General features: G+C 44.4%; 13 protein-coding genes. 10 read left to right on the top strand and 3 right to left on the bottom strand.

All coding sequences use genetic code 11. The features are described 5' to 3' along the window. The first annotated feature begins 36 nt into the window (after positions 1-36). From FQV30_RS12340 to FQV30_RS12300, 9 genes are all read left to right on the top strand, one after another. Positions 37-1,131 carry a LacI family DNA-binding transcriptional regulator gene (locus FQV30_RS12340; RefSeq protein ID WP_146500461.1) on the top strand — a complete coding sequence of 365 codons (1,095 nt, stop codon included), beginning with the start codon at positions 37-39 and terminating at the stop codon, positions 1,129-1,131. After that, positions 1,106-3,379, top strand: coding sequence for a glycoside hydrolase family 65 protein (locus FQV30_RS12335; protein ID WP_146500460.1), 2,274 nt, complete (start codon positions 1,106-1,108; stop codon positions 3,377-3,379). The genes FQV30_RS12340 and FQV30_RS12335 overlap by 26 nt, the downstream gene beginning before the upstream one ends. 350 nt (positions 3,380-3,729) lie before the next feature. Then, the gene (locus FQV30_RS12330; protein ID WP_146500459.1) at positions 3,730-4,470 is read left to right on the top strand and encodes a Na-translocating system protein MpsC family protein; all 741 of its coding nucleotides are present in this window, start codon (positions 3,730-3,732) and stop codon (positions 4,468-4,470) included. Positions 4,471-4,663: 193 nt separating this feature from the next. Next, complete coding sequence (locus FQV30_RS12325; RefSeq protein WP_146500458.1) at positions 4,664-4,987, top strand: hypothetical protein; 324 nt, start codon at positions 4,664-4,666, stop codon at positions 4,985-4,987. A 182-nt stretch (positions 4,988-5,169) separates the two neighbouring features. Next, positions 5,170-5,589, top strand: a complete 420-nt coding sequence (locus FQV30_RS12320; RefSeq protein WP_146500457.1) for an organic hydroperoxide resistance protein — start codon at positions 5,170-5,172, stop codon at positions 5,587-5,589. Positions 5,590-5,612: 23 nt separating this feature from the next. Beyond that, positions 5,613-6,050: a MarR family winged helix-turn-helix transcriptional regulator gene (locus FQV30_RS12315; RefSeq protein WP_146500456.1), complete on the top strand. Its 438-nt coding sequence runs from the start codon at positions 5,613-5,615 to the stop codon at positions 6,048-6,050. Positions 6,051-6,084: 34 nt separating this feature from the next. Beyond that, positions 6,085-6,564, top strand: a complete 480-nt coding sequence (locus FQV30_RS12310) for a glutathione peroxidase (protein WP_146500455.1) — start codon at positions 6,085-6,087, stop codon at positions 6,562-6,564. A 546-nt stretch (positions 6,565-7,110) separates the two neighbouring features. Then, complete coding sequence (locus FQV30_RS12305; protein WP_146500454.1) at positions 7,111-7,851, top strand: GTP pyrophosphokinase; 741 nt, start codon at positions 7,111-7,113, stop codon at positions 7,849-7,851. Positions 7,852-8,155: 304 nt separating this feature from the next. Continuing rightward, positions 8,156-8,590 carry an Hsp20/alpha crystallin family protein gene (locus FQV30_RS12300; RefSeq protein ID WP_146500453.1) on the top strand — a complete coding sequence of 145 codons (435 nt, stop codon included), beginning with the start codon at positions 8,156-8,158 and terminating at the stop codon, positions 8,588-8,590. A gap of 49 nt (positions 8,591-8,639) precedes the next feature. Here FQV30_RS12300 and FQV30_RS12295 read toward each other — a convergent pair whose 3' ends face one another. Next, positions 8,640-9,623, bottom strand: a complete 984-nt coding sequence (locus FQV30_RS12295) for a GGDEF domain-containing protein (RefSeq protein ID WP_146500452.1) — start codon at positions 9,621-9,623, stop codon at positions 8,640-8,642. 38 nt (positions 9,624-9,661) lie between these two features. Continuing rightward, the gene (locus FQV30_RS12290; RefSeq protein ID WP_146500451.1) at positions 9,662-10,510 is read right to left on the bottom strand and encodes an EAL domain-containing protein; all 849 of its coding nucleotides are present in this window, start codon (positions 10,508-10,510) and stop codon (positions 9,662-9,664) included. A 209-nt stretch (positions 10,511-10,719) separates the two neighbouring features. Between FQV30_RS12290 and FQV30_RS12285 the strand changes: the two genes are divergently transcribed. Then, on the top strand, positions 10,720-11,586 hold the full coding sequence (locus FQV30_RS12285) for an SDR family oxidoreductase (RefSeq protein WP_146500450.1): 867 nt from the start codon (positions 10,720-10,722) through the stop codon (positions 11,584-11,586). 144 nt (positions 11,587-11,730) lie between these two features. On the opposite strand, the gene ppsA is transcribed toward FQV30_RS12285, so the two are convergent. Then, the gene (ppsA, locus tag FQV30_RS12280) at positions 11,731-14,370 is read right to left on the bottom strand and encodes a phosphoenolpyruvate synthase (protein WP_146500449.1); all 2,640 of its coding nucleotides are present in this window, start codon (positions 14,368-14,370) and stop codon (positions 11,731-11,733) included. Between the last annotated feature and the right edge of the window lie 78 nt (positions 14,371-14,448).

Below are 14,448 nucleotides of genomic sequence, written 5' to 3'. Positions count from 1 at the left end.
TTTGTAGTTATCATTTTTCAGGATGTGAAGTAGACTATGGCCACTATTAAAGATGTTGCCAAAAAAGCCGGTGTATCCATCAGTGTAGTTTCAAAAACATATAACAATTATGTGGATGTAAGCGAAGAAACACGCCAGCGCATTTTTGCTGTCGCAAAAGAATTGAATTACACGCCTAATATCGTAGCGAAAAATTTATCTTCAAAAAAACAGATGACGTTTGGGTTGATATCGTCGGGTGTTTTGAATGATAACGAAAAAGACAATAATGCGTTCGACATATTCAAAGGGGTATACCGGGAGATTTCGGAAAGCCGCTTTGAATTGTCCATCAATCTTATAGATTCACAAAAGCAGAAGCAGCAAAGCTATGTCCAGTATTGCCGGGAGCGCAATATCGGGGGGGCGATCCTGCAAGGGATCCGGACGGATGATCAATATTACAAAGAATTGATCGATACCGATATTCCATGTGTTGTACTCGATATCATGACGGAAACGGAAAACGGCTTGATCGGCAGCGTCTCCATCAATAACGCCCAAGCCAGCAAAGAAATGGCGCTTTACTTGCTGGAGCAGAATCACCGGAAACTTGTTGTGGTCAGCGGAACGAAAGAAACATATGTGAATAAGGAACGGATGAAAGGTTTGGAAGAGGCTTTGCATGCTTATGGCATGAAATTGGGTGATGTGGATGTTTTGGATGCCGATTTTTCCGAAGAGGCGGCATACAAGATATGCAAATCATTTTTGAAGAAAAAACAGCCGACGGCTTTTTTCTGCTTCAGTGATTTGATGGCTTTTGGCGCTGTAAAAGCGATAAAAGAAGCAGGCCATCGCATACCTGAAGATATATCCGTAACCGGGTTTGACGATTTGATCTTCAGCAGCTTTATCCAGCCCCCTCTTACGACCATCAAACAGGATTTCGTCGAAATCGGGAGAGTGGCCGCCCGTTTGCTTCAAGACATAAAAGAAAGCAGATTGGAACGCCAGCATATTTGGGTCAACCACCAATTGATGGCGAGGGAAAGCGTAAAAACTTTGCCGAGTGGCCGGATGCTTGGACAAAGGGGATTTGAAACAGGAAAGGAGTTGAAGGAAAATGTCCTGGAAATTGACGAAGTTTGAACTGGACAATCAAAACCTGCTGGTAAACGAAAGCCTCTTGTCTTTAGGAAACGGCTATCTGGGAATCAGAGGGAATTTTGAAGAAGGATATAAGGAAGGCTTTAAATCCATTCGAGGCGCCTATATTAACGCTTTTCATGATGAAACGGACATCTCCTATGGAGAAAAGCTTTACGGATTTCCAGGAACGCAGCAAAAAATATTGAATGTCATTGATGCGCAGACGGTACGGATTTACCTGGATGGGGAGCTTTTTTCGCTGTTTGAAGGAGAAGTCCTTTTCTGTGAACGCAGCTTGCACATGGATTCCGGTTTTGCGGAGCGCATCGTCCATTGGAAATCCCCGCAAGGCAAAGAGGTGAAGATTCTTTTCAAGCGGCTTGTTTCGTTCACGACAAGAGAGTTGTTTGCTATGGACATTAAAGTTGAAGCGATTACTCCTGTCGGGCAAATAAGGTTCGTTTCCGCAGTCGATGGCGACGTTTCGAACTATGTCGATAAAGAAGATCCCCGACTTGCATCAGGACATGCAAAACGCCTTCATGTTACAGAAGTTCGGCAAGAGGACCGCTTCAGTATCGTGAAAGATACAACTTACACGACAAACCTTGAGGTGGCCTGTATTTCTTCCTCTGCCGTCAAAGCGGAAAAGTATACATACGACAGCAAGCTCACTGATTCAAGCATAGAAGAAATTTATGATTGCGAAGGCGCGGAGCCTGTCCGCTTTACCAAATTCAATGTCTACACCGATACTTTGCGGCACGGGGAGAACGTAGTAGAGGCAGCGCTCGGAATTCTTCAACAAGTGCAAAGCCGAAGCTTCGAGGAGCTCCTTGATGAACAAAGGGTTTACTTGGACAACTACTGGAAGGTTTCGGACATAGCAATTGATGGTGATGAGCGGGTCCAAGAAGGAATCCGATTCAACTTGTACCAGCTTTTACAATCAGTGGGGAAAGATACAGCCAGCAATATCTCTGCCAAAGGATTATCAGGTGAAGGCTATGAAGGCCACTATTTCTGGGACACAGAAATTTATATTTTTCCGGTCTTTTTGATGACCAATCCGGAAATCGCCAAAAACCTGCTGCTGCACCGGCATTCGATTTTAGGCAGTGCAAAGCAGCGGGCGAAAGAAATGGGGCATGGGCAAGGGGCGTTATTTCCCTGGCGGACCATTACGGGTTCGGAAAGCTCCGCATTTTTTCCGGCCGGGACGGCTCAATACCATATCAGTGCGGACATCGCATATAGCTATATCCAGTATTATTTGGCGACAAAAGATGTAGAGTTCGTGAAGGACTATATGGCGGAAGTGCTGTTCGAAACGGCCCGCTTATGGGCGGATGCCGGCCACATGCACAATGGCCGGTTCCGGATCGACTCGGTTACAGGACCGGACGAATATACCTGCATCGTCAATAATAACTACTACACGAATGCGATGGCTAAGCACAATCTGCTGTGGGCGGCGAAAGTTTATGAATTGCTGAAAGAAGCGGACAGCGACCGCCTGCATCAGTTGGCAAGCCGCCTGAAGCTGGCAGAAACCGAAGTGGGCATTTGGCAAAGCGCAGGAGACAGCATGTATTTGCCATATGACGAAACGCTCGGCATCAACGCCCAAGACGACAGCTTTTTGCAAAAGGCCCGCTGGGATTTGAAAAACACGCCTTCTTCCAAATTCCCATTGTTATTGAATTACCACCCACTGACTTTATATCGGTATCAAGTATTAAAACAGGCGGACACAGTGCTCGCCCATTTTCTCCTGGAAGATGAACAGGATTTTGAAACCATCAAAAATTCCTATGATTATTATGAACAAATCACGACGCATGATTCTTCGCTGTCGTCCTGTGTCCATAGCATCATGGCTTCAAAACTCGGTTATCAAGAAAAAGCTTATGATTATTTCAATGAAACAGCCCGTCTTGACTTGGACAACACCCATAAAAACACAAAAGATGGTTTGCATATGGCTAATATGGGGGGCACTTGGCTTGGCATCGTCTATGGATTTGCAGGCTTGCGCTTGAAAGAAAGCGGATTGTCCCTGGCACCCGACCTGCCGGCAGAATGGAATTCACTGGAATTCCGCTTGCTCTACCAAGGGCGTCTGCTGAAAATCCACAAAACCAGAGAAGCGACCGTTTATACAGTTGTCGAAGGAGAAGGGCTGACCATCTCCCATAACGGTGAAGAGCTGCATCTGGAAAGCGGAAGCGAAGTGGAAGTGCCCTGAGTGGTACGCTATGGGCTGCCGAAAGGCTATTCCTTGGCATGCTCAAAGAGATTTTTCTAGCTTGCCCTTCTGTAATCCAGTCATGTATAATGAACTTACTTGGAAAACAATAGAGTTTCCAAATTGGTCTATCAATGAATCTTCAATCTGCGTTTCCTTACGCACAATAACCTATATGGAAATACATTACACGATAAATGGTGAAGTGTTACAGACTATAGAGCTGCTAACAAAGCCGAAAAGAATTCCCGGAAAGGGGGCTCTTTTCGGCTTTTTTTGCTTTCTTGGAACGGCTCGTGGGGGAAAAACGCAATTGAACAGAAGATTTCAGCAAGGAAGGGAGGTCTCAGATGAAACTGGAAAAGAAACCGCAAAAAGAAGTAGGCTCTTATATTTCAGCTTTGATGCGCACTTATTTCGGCAAAGGCCCTACTTCAGTCCATGTCACCATCAGCCGCCCGTTTATCACCATCCACTTTCGCGGCTTCATTACACCGATGGAAAAGTTTCTCCTTCAGCAAAATGAGGAGCGGCGTGTCTTGGAAACCCGGGATATGTTAATGGACAATATGAAAGAAGAAGTTATCCAGGAACTTAAAAGCATTGGTGAACTGGAATTGAATGAGGTTTACTCGGATTGGAACCTGCAGAAGAAAACCGGCATTGTCATAGGTGTTATCGATGAAGAAGTTGATAAAAGCAAATTCAAATGGCCCGATGGATTTAACGAGAAGAAATTTCAGGAACAATTGATCAAAGCCAGTATTCTTTCCGAAAAAGCTCCTGAAGAACAAGAAACATATTGGCTGGACAACCGTACAATACTTGTCCGCCGCTCCAATTTCCTGCTGCCGATCGAGAAGGAATTGATCAGGCATGGCCATACAGAAGAATTGAAACAAGCAAAATGGCAATTGGAACAAAAAGTACTGGGGGAGATTGAATTTGAACCTGTTTTAAACCGGCTCATATCTGAAACTTTTTTGGACTGGGACTTTGATGATGATTTAGGGTATATCGTATTTATATTGAAACCTAATAATGCTTTAGTTGAAGGAGCAGAGAACCAGCAAGAAGAACAAACCAATTAACCGGGACCATTTTGCGTCAATGGTAAAGAAGGGCACGTGTACCGTTATTCTTAATACATAGAAGAAATCGTTTTCACAATCACTGCCTTCTCTGTTGTCCAGGTCTGCATAGCATAAAGGCAGCGGCTAAGCCGGCAGGCCCCTTTGGATTGCTGTTTCAGGAAAAACTGCAGACTGGGAGGAGAACAGCCAGATGTCCTTATTTGTAAAAGGAAGATCTTATTATTTCACTCGGGTAAAAGACACCTATGTAGAAGAAGGCACGGTATATATCACTTTATTTGCGAGACTGCTCGTCAAAACTGCCGCTAAGACAAAGACTACCTGGGTGGAAATCGAGGAAGTGAAGTGGGAGCAAGCGAGCGGGAAACTTCAAGGGATGCACAATAGTATGCATACGTACTTGATATCGGAAAACATTTTTCTCGAACTGCTGAGAGTCTCCGCTGTTTGCCATAGAGAACTGTATTTCTTGACTCCAATCTATCAAACGAAAAAACGAGTACAGTTGAAATGAACGGCTCCAAAGGTTTTTGGGCAGCCTCTTTTTACTGTGCGATATAGCTTGTTTTTTGAAAAAGCTGCCCTTATGGCAGTTTTTTTGTTTGAAAATGAACTAAGCACTATTCTTTACATCGGGTGGGATATAGGATAAAGTTTGCATCGTGCACGATATAATTATTCGGAAGGAAGTTACTTATGAAATCACTTTATGAAACAACGGTCATCAATACTGGAGGAAGACAGGGAGCGGTCTATTCGGAGGACAATATTTTCTACTTGGATGTGGCAAAGCCGAAAGCACTTGGCGGCGATGCGACTACAGCCACCAATCCGGAACAATTGTTTGCAGCTGGTTACAGTGCCTGCTTTAACAGTGCATTGGAAATGGTGCTGGAACAGGATGGAGTCGTAGTGGAAAAAAGCGAAGTCAAAGCGACGATCGCTTTGGTTGGAGACAAAGATCATGGAGGCGTGAAACTGTCAGCCAAACTCGAAGTCCGTATTTGGGGCTTGGACGATGGGAAAAAGAAAGAGTATGTGCATAAAGCGCATCAGCATTGCCCGTACTCCAAGGCAGTCAAAGATTCAATCGAAGTTGAAATCGTCGTTTTATAAACTATTGTATAGGTGTGATTCCCATGGCACAGCCAACAAAACTCGACCAGCAATTGTGCTTTGAACTTTATAAGGCATCGAGCAATTTCACGAAATTATATGCACGGACACTCGAGCCGTTCAATTTGACGTTTCCCCAATACTTGGTTCTGCTTGTATTATGGGAGGAAGATCATGTGCTGACAAAAGATATTGGGGAACGGCTGGGACTGGGAATCGGTACGTTGAATCCGATTATCGGCCGGATGATTGCCCAGGGGCGTTTGACGAAACAACAGTCGGCTGAAGACAGACGGGCCTATGTGATTTCTTTGACGCAAAAAGCCCAGGGTGAAAGGGAGCCGATCGAACAGGCTATATACGACAAAGTCATAAGCTGCAACTTTATCGGTATGGGTGCACTTGAATTGATGCGGAATTTAAAACAATTGAATACGGCGTTTGCAGAAATGGATTTATAAGGCTGCGCCGGTTCAACTAAAGGGGCAGAATAGCATGAATGTTTATGGCATCAAAGTACCCAAAGCGACTGGGGAAGAGTATTCGTTGAGCGAATACAAAGGCAAGCCGATGCTGATTGTGAACACCGCGACAAAATGCGGGCTCAGCAATCAATTTGACAGTTTGGAAAAGTTATATCAGGACTATAAAGAAGATGGCCTTGTTGTTCTAGGCTTTCCTTCTGACCAGTTCCGCCAGGAATTGAAAAACGCAGAAGAAGCCGCCGAAGCTTGCCGTATGAGTTATGGCGTTACATTTCCCATGCACGGCATAGTTGATGTGAACGGCAAAGCCGCGCATCCGTTGTTCCGGTACCTGACGGACAACAGCAAAGGCTTTTTGGGCAGCAGGATCAAATGGAACTTTACAAAGTTTCTGGTTGACCAAGAAGGAAATGTGGTTGGCAGGTATGGCCCGAAAGACAAGCCGGAATCGTTCGAAAAAGATATCAAGAGAATGTTGCAAAGCAAATAAGCGAAGTTAACAAGCCTCCTTGGAACCGGTGATTCCTTGGAGGTTTTCTGCGGACTATAAAACTTTTTCCATGCCATGAATAGGCGGTTTAAGGAGCGGTGCTGGATAATTTTATACTCCTGGTACTGCTGTGCTTGATACAGCTTGGAGCTGCCGGGAATTTCTGCAGCGCTCTTTCCGCTTGAAGCGGAAAGAGCGCTTTACCCTCAATTGGATTACTGGCCCCTTCTAGAAATCCTTGAAATGCAACTTCACCTTATTGTCACTCGCTGTTAATACTTTGTTCATATTTTTCTTTTAGACTGGAAGTATAAACAACTATGAAGCGGATTGGGAGGTTGATGAAATATGGATAAGGCGCGTTGCAAAACAGCAAAGGGAAAAGCCTTCCTGGTTTCATTAGCGGTGGAGGAGGAAGGGAACATGATGAACAGAAAAACGTCACTTCAAATTGTAGAAGCGTTGAGAAGCAAAGGCATCCATGCCGAAGTATGCAAGAGGCTTAAAGGATAGCTGCGGATGCCGTGAAGAGAAGGGGCAGAAAAAATGGCGCAAAAAACAATAATGAATTCACAGAAAATCAAGCTCATGAAGACGGAAGTCACGCGTTTTATGATGGCTTATAAGTTTGCATTGGATGAAGTGAATACGAAAATCGACATTTTAAAACAAGAATTTCAGTACATACACGAATACAATCCGATTGAACATGTTGAATCCCGGTTAAAGTCTTTCGAAAGCATACTGGAGAAAATCAATCGGAAAAAGTATGAACTTTCCTTGGCTTCGATCAAAGAAAATATTCGCGACATTGCGGGGATACGGATCACTTGCTCATTCATTTCTGATATCTATCAGATCAGTGAAATGCTGCAAAACCAGAAGGACATTCAAATATTGGACATTAAGGATTATATCCAGAATCCGAAATCAAATGGCTATCAAAGCCTGCACTTGGTCTTGCAAATACCGGTATTTATGTCTGACCGCATTGAGCATGTCTGCATCGAAGTGCAGATCAGAACAATCGCAATGGATTTCTGGGCAAGTTTGGAGCATAAAATTTTTTATAAATACAACCGTGCAGTCCCGGCTAAGTTGATCGGGGAATTGAAAGATGCCGCCATTACTGCGGCCCAGTTAGATCAGAAGATGGAACGGCTTCACAAAGAAATGAGCAAACTGAAAGCATCGGCTGAAGAAGAAGAGAATTCAGTCGAATGGTTTATCGAAAATGAAAGGCTTTCAGTGCCTCTTGGGCTGTTAGCCACATTGCCGAATCTATAATGAAATCTATTTTTTAGATAGTAAATCAATTGACATTTCATTAAAAATAAATATAATTTTTATTGGGAATAGAAAAAACGGAATAGTCGAATAATTTTCGGGAAGTTATTAACCTTTGTATGCAGTAAATTTCAATAGAAAGGAGCAGTTTGGCAATGTGGGCCAAGAAGGTGATGGAGTGGGAAGGCAGAACCCTAAGGGGACAGCCATCACGTTGCTTTTTTGCGTGCACCTGATTCTCTGTTGCATCGAGTTTTAGGAAATTGCTGAACACCAAAAAATCAAATTCAAAGGAGCGGTTACCATGAACACATTATTTCCGAGAAGACGGACTGAGTTATTCCCAAGCCTTTTAGGAAGTGGATTGGAAACTGACTTTTTTAATAAATTTTTTGGGGAAACTCATTTTCCGCAGGTAGACATCAAGGAAAAAGAAAACCACTATGAATTTATGGTGGATCTGCCTGGATTTACAAAAGAAGATATTGATGTTGAATATAAAGACGGTTATTTGGAAATCCGGGGCAAAAAAGAACAGAAGAAAGAAGCGGAAGAACAGGATGGCCGCTTTATCCGCAAAGAACGCTCTTACGGTTCGTTCCGGCGCAGCTTCTATATTGGTGAAATTGAACAGGAAAATATTGCTGGATCGTTCAAAGAAGGTGTCTTGATGCTTCAAGTTCCGCGTCCTAAGGAACAAGAAAAACAAGAAAAATCGCACCGTATCATGATCGAATAAATGGATGGTGCAAAAAAGGGTCCTCTAAAAGGACCCTTTTTTTATGTGCTTAACTGTCCATTGCTGTCATCTCAAATGAATTGCCTGACCAATGGCTGGAAGAATTGGTTATGAAACAGCTGCATGGTCTTTGTTTGCACAGTTTCTTTATGATTGCCGCTTCATCTACAATATGCTGGATGCTGTCGAATGTTTGCTCTTCATTAGTCACGATGGCGATGGAGATGCTTACGAGAGGGATTTTCTCAGTAGTCCCGGCTCGGTTTTCGGCGATAACGTATTGCTGTGTCCAGTCGGATTCGGAATAAAAATTTTTGACGGTCCGGTCAAAATCCTTGATGATCCTGTCGGCCAGTTCTTTATAGTTATGGTGGTGCAGTATGGCTATGAAATCATCGCCGCCAATGTGGCCGAAAAAATTATTGGCAACATTTCTAGTGATAATTTCAGCGGTTGCCAAAAGAAAATCGTCCCCTTTTTTAAAACCATACGTATCGTTGTAAGTTTTAAAATTATCCAAGTCTATATACAAGACGCTGAAATTCTTTGCTTCGAGAATTCTTGCCAATTCATGATTGATTGAATTGTTCCCTGGGAGTCCGGTAAGGGGATTCATCAACAGAGCGGTCTCTTTTTGGATTTTTGCAAAGGCCAGCAGTAAACTTTGGACACTGACTGCGCCCATGCATTGGTCTTCTTTTGTCACAATCACATAGTCGTAAAGCTCCTTAATCGGCCTTTCCATAGCAAGCTGGCTCACTTCCAAAATTGGCCGCATGTGGTCCACCATCAACGGAGATTTGTTCATGATCAAATCGATGGGCCGGCCCATGTACAGGTTGTATCCGTATTGGTTGCCGATCACTTGATAAAAAGATGTTTTCATTACAAGCGCAAAATGGCGGCCATCTGTTTTGACAATGATGCCTTGCACGTGCGGCAAGTCTTTGAATATTTTATCGATTTCACGGCTTTTTGTATCCGGGCCTACACATGGCACTTCCTCATAGATTTCCCCAATAGATGTGAACATCTCATTTTCCCCCAAAACTTAAATTGCCATGCAGGTATTCAACGCATGGAGCCTTTAACTAATTCTTGCTTCGGTTTCCCAAGAGCGTAGCCTTGTCCAATATGTATGCCATTCTCTCTCAAATAACGGAGTTCTTCAGCGCTTTCAATTCCTTCTGCTATCAAGTGAGTATTCGACTCGTTAGAAAAATTCAGAAGCAATTTAACCAATTGTTGCTTTGTTTGGTCTTGGTCGATATTTTGGATGACTGTCTTGTCCAATTTCAGAAATTCAGGCTTCAAGTAAACAAGCGTTTTTAGACTGTTGTAACCAGACCCTGCGTCATCCAAAGCGATCCTGAATCCTTGCGAACGGTAATTGGTCAGAATTTCCTCGAAGTGGGAGTAGTTCTCTATGGCAGCTTTTTCCGATATCTCAAAAATGATCTGTTCTGGCGAAAATCCATAACTTTTCAACAGTTTTAATGTTTCTCCAGTACGGTAATGGGGATCCATCAGTATGTGCGGATGAACATTTAAAAAAATCAGCGAATTTTTTTCGCTTGGCTGAAGCTGAACGCACTGGGAAAAGCGGTTTAACGAAATTTCCCGAAAAGTGTTTTCGAGGGAAAATATCAAATCCGTCTGTCCGACAAAGTCATAGAACATTTCGGTGGTCGGGAACAAAGAGGAAACAACCGGCCGGTTAAAAACCTCATAGCCTATTGTATCCCCGTTTTCTAAAGATACTAACGGCTGGAAGTAGGTGTCTACCGATCGTGTTTTCAAAATGGCTTGCAATTCTTTCAGTTGCTTATATTCCAGCAGGTTTTTTCTCCTTTTTCGGAGTAAATACGAAAAATACCATAAAGGATTGCTTGTGCGAGTCATCAATAAATCTAGCTGCATGGACTGAACTCCTTTTTAATGCTTAATACTTACGAGTATATTTAATAATAATACTATAGTACTAATCCAATGTGATTTTCATGTAAAGATTTTATGACGATTTTGTAAATGGTGAAAGCGCTAGCAAGATTTTGGCTACTGCGTTTAATCCATAAACAGAAAGGCTAAAAGAGTAGCGTGAGAAAAATTGGACGAGGAGGAAAATACCGATGAACATTTACGATCGGCAAAAAGAAGGGCAGCCTGCCCAAACTCAGGAAAATCAGCCGGGGCTGGAATCGGAAATGGATCCAAAACCGGTCCAGCCTTATGACTACAAAGGAAGCGGCAAATTGAAGGGCCGAGTGGCTTTGATCACTGGCGGAGACAGCGGGATCGGCCGCGCAGTGGCCATTGCCTATGCCAAAGAAGGGGCGCACGTCGCGGTGAATTATTTGGAGGAACATAATGATGCGGAAGAAACCAAGCGCTTGATCGAAGCGGAAGGCGTACGTTGCCTGCTGCTTCCGGGAGATGTATCCAAGGAAGATACATGCCGGGAAATGGTTGAAAAAACCGTATCGGAACTTGGGCAGCTGAATATACTGGTCAATAACGCCGCAATCCAATTTCCGACGGAAGATATTCAAGGGATTACAGAAGAGCAATGGGATAAAACTTTCCGCACGAATATGTACTCGCACTTTTTCATGAGCAAGCATGCGGTTCCGCACCTGAAGCAAGGCGATGCCATCATCAGTACAACATCGATCAATCCGTATAAGGGGAACCCTCAATTGATGGACTATACGGCAACAAAAGGCGCCATCGTTGGATTCGTCCGGAGCTTGGCTCAAAGCTTGGCAAAAAAAGGAATTCGCGTGAACATGGTTGCACCAGGCCCTATTTGGACGCCGCTTATTCCTGCTACTATGGACGAAGAAACTGTTGAAGAATTCGGGACATCCACGCCGCTTGGCCGGCCGGGACAGCCCGCGGACCATGCCGGAGCCTATGTATTGTTGGCTTCAGATGAAGGGGCTTATATTACCGGACAATGCATTCATGTCAACGGCGGCATGCTGATGTCTTCCTAAAGAAAAGTTGCAGAAAGCGCAGCAAGCGCATTTTCTGCAACTTTTTTGAATACTGAAAGAGACGCCGGCTCTATCAATGGACTTTAAAAGGCGGAATGAGGGATGGCCGCATTTCAAAACATTTGAATATAGAAGAAAAGAGCCTCAGATGGGCCCTTTTTGTGTCTCTTCCTCCAAAATTTCCACATATCCTTCTGTGCCGTTGATCCGGATTCGCTGGCCGTCTTTGATGTGTTTAGTGGCATTTTCGACACCGACGACGGCAGGCAGGCCATACTCCCTGGCGATAACAGCGCCGTGCGTCATCAAACCGCCGACTTCCGTGACCAATCCATTGATTGCAACAAATAATGGTGTCCAGCTTGGATCGGTAAAAACGGTAACGAGAATATCGTCTTTTTCCAAGACGGCATCTTCCATTTTCAAGATGACCCGAGCCCTGCCTTCCGCAATTCCAGAAGAGACGGCGATGCCAGGCAATGCATCAGCCGGAAGATTTTCGGCAATGGGACGGCCGGAAATGATTTCGCCTTCAGACGTCATCACACGGGGAGGATCCAGTTTTTCAAAATGGATATGGTCCGCCTTCCGGTCCTCTATAAGGCGTAGATTCACTTTTTCAGTCCTCACAGCTTTCCGGAACTCGTCAAAGTTCAAGAAGAAAACATCTTCTTTCTTTTGCAGGATCCCTTTTTCCGCGAGAATAGCTGCTTCTTTCATCAGAGCCTGTTTGTATAGGAAATAGCGCTGGATCATGGCGAATTTCGGATATTCCCGGTATCCGATGAAATTCCGGAGACGGTCGATTTGTTTTTTTGTTGCATTCGCTTTTTTCTTGCCCTGGGGCAGCCGTTCCAATCGCCGCAATAATTCCTGTTCTTTTTCTTTCGCTTCCTTCCGCCCTTTTTCAAATTTGGTGCGCCGGGCATTAGGTTCGAAATTCTTGATATTGCTTAAAATCATTGGGACGAGAGCGGAAGGCTGTTCAATCCACCGGGGGTTAGTGATGTCGATTTCACCGGAACAGCGCACGCCGTACTTTTTCAGGAAATTCCGGATGGACTTGCTCGTGGCTTTTCCGCCTTCATATCCTTCAAGAGCTTCTAAAAATTTTTCATCTTCCGCAGTTTCCAAATACGCCACTGCCTCTGGAGATTGCCTTACAACATCCGAGACGTCAAGCAAAGCATAGCCCATTTCCGAAGTAACATTGTTTGGAACCGATTGGCTCAGTACATCAGCTGCGTTTTTTTCCCCCAGCCATTTATCCATTTTATCGTTAAGCCAGGAAGCGGCATATAAACCAAGGAAGATGGCAGCCATGCTTTTTTTGTTGCTCAGAAGTTTAAGGAGTTCGGTTTGGTCCTGCTCGATAAAAGCAAACAGTTCATCGCCTGAGAACTTCTGGATTTCACTTTCCAGTCGTTTGAGTGATGCTTCGTTTTCTGCGATCAATTGCTGGGCCAGCAGCATGTCGTTATTCCGGTACAATTTGATCAGCTCAGCGGGCAGACCCCAAGAAAACCTGCCGCCGCCCATTGAAAACATTCGTTTTCCCTTAGGCAATGGTATTTTACGCTCCCGAAAGGCAACTAAAGCGTTATGTGTCAAGGGATCATTTTTACGGAACGAACCAAGTAAAGCTCTTCGGGAAAGGGGAGAAGCCAAGTCATGTGTCACATCAATATATATTCGCCCTCCTGCGCGATTCAGGTTATGGGCATGAAGAAGCTCGATAAAAGATATACCGAGCGGACGGATAGGGTCGGTCATCATTTGTTGGTGGGCAAACGACAGGTAAACCCGAAGGTTGCCGTCCATTTTGTCCGGCAGCGGATACAAAGTCGTGATAGGGCGGCTTTGGACAAAGTAAAAAACACCATCGGCCAGGCACCATTCAATGTCCTGCGGTGAACGGAAATGCCCTTCAATCTTCCTTGCCAAGTTTTCCAAGTGCAAAATTTGTTCATCAGTGAGGGTTTGGTTTTTTTGCTGGGAAGTGGCAATTTCCCGTTTGTCAATTCCGCCATTATTCAACGGAACAATCGCCACTTTTTTTTCAGCCAGTGTTTTTTCAAGTATTTTCCCTTCGCGGACTTTGTAATTATCTGCGGTCACAATACCTGCCACTAAGGCTTCGCCAAGACCGAAACTGGCGTCGATGGACAGCACGTGGCGGTTTGAGGTGATGGGATCTGCAGTGAAAAGAATTCCTGAAGCTTCAGGATAGACCATCTGCTGAATGACTACTGACAAGTAAACTTTACGGTGGTCAAAACCATTCTGAATCCGATACACAATAGCCCGTTCCGAAAAGAGGGAAGCCCAGCACTTCCGGATATGGTGCAAGATGGCCCGCTGGCCATGGACATTCAAGTACGTATCGTGCTGCCCGGCAAATGAAGCGGCAGGCAAGTCTTCTGCCGTTGCACTCGAGCGGACTGCGTAAAAGAAATTTTCTCCGAAATTCAGGAACAACCGAAGTATATCTTCCAGCACATCAGGAGGAATGACCGTTTTTTCAATTGTCTCCCTTATGGCTTGCGACAGTTCCCGGATCTGTTCGATGTCTTCGGCAGTCAAAGGAGTGAGATGCTCGAGCAGTTCGTTGATTTCGGGATATTGTTCCAACATTTTTTTATAGGCCTCGGTTGTCACACAAAAACCTATGGGCACCCGCACTCTCGGGATCTTTGCCATTTCCCCAAGATTCACCCCTTTTCCGCCTACAAGCGATAAATCTTCTTTTTCGATATCTTGGAAATCCAGTACATACTTTTTCAACATGACCCCTCCTCGGCAAATTGGACGCATAAATATAAAAGTTCTGCTCAAATATGAAAATGATAGGAATATCAACAG

Source organism: Planomicrobium sp. CPCC 101110, from assembly GCF_007859395.1.
Taxonomy (GTDB): Bacteria; Bacillota; Bacilli; order Bacillales_A; family Planococcaceae; genus Planococcus.
This window is presented reverse-complemented; position numbering and strand designations above follow the sequence as displayed.

Bases quoted from the DNA above. Each gene is read 5' to 3' on its own strand.
- FQV30_RS12325 (WP_146500458.1), top strand. From the start codon at position 4,664: ATGTCCTTATTTGTAAAAGGAAGATCTTATTATTTCACTCGGGTAAAA.
- FQV30_RS12340 (WP_146500461.1), top strand. From the start codon at position 37: ATGGCCACTATTAAAGATGTTGCCAAAAAAGCCGGTGTATCCATCAGT.
- FQV30_RS12330 (WP_146500459.1), top strand. From the start codon at position 3,730: ATGAAACTGGAAAAGAAACCGCAAAAAGAAGTAGGCTCTTATATTTCA.
- FQV30_RS12285 (WP_146500450.1), top strand. From the start codon at position 10,720: ATGAACATTTACGATCGGCAAAAAGAAGGGCAGCCTGCCCAAACTCAG.
- FQV30_RS12295 (WP_146500452.1), bottom strand. From the start codon at position 9,623: ATGTTCACATCTATTGGGGAAATCTATGAGGAAGTGCCATGTGTAGGC.
- FQV30_RS12335 (WP_146500460.1), top strand. From the start codon at position 1,106: ATGTCCTGGAAATTGACGAAGTTTGAACTGGACAATCAAAACCTGCTG.
- FQV30_RS12320 (WP_146500457.1), top strand. From the start codon at position 5,170: ATGAAATCACTTTATGAAACAACGGTCATCAATACTGGAGGAAGACAG.
- FQV30_RS12315 (WP_146500456.1), top strand. From the start codon at position 5,613: ATGGCACAGCCAACAAAACTCGACCAGCAATTGTGCTTTGAACTTTAT.
- FQV30_RS12290 (WP_146500451.1), bottom strand. From the start codon at position 10,510: ATGCAGCTAGATTTATTGATGACTCGCACAAGCAATCCTTTATGGTAT.
- FQV30_RS12310 (WP_146500455.1), top strand. From the start codon at position 6,085: ATGAATGTTTATGGCATCAAAGTACCCAAAGCGACTGGGGAAGAGTAT.
- FQV30_RS12305 (WP_146500454.1), top strand. From the start codon at position 7,111: ATGGCGCAAAAAACAATAATGAATTCACAGAAAATCAAGCTCATGAAG.
- FQV30_RS12300 (WP_146500453.1), top strand. From the start codon at position 8,156: ATGAACACATTATTTCCGAGAAGACGGACTGAGTTATTCCCAAGCCTT.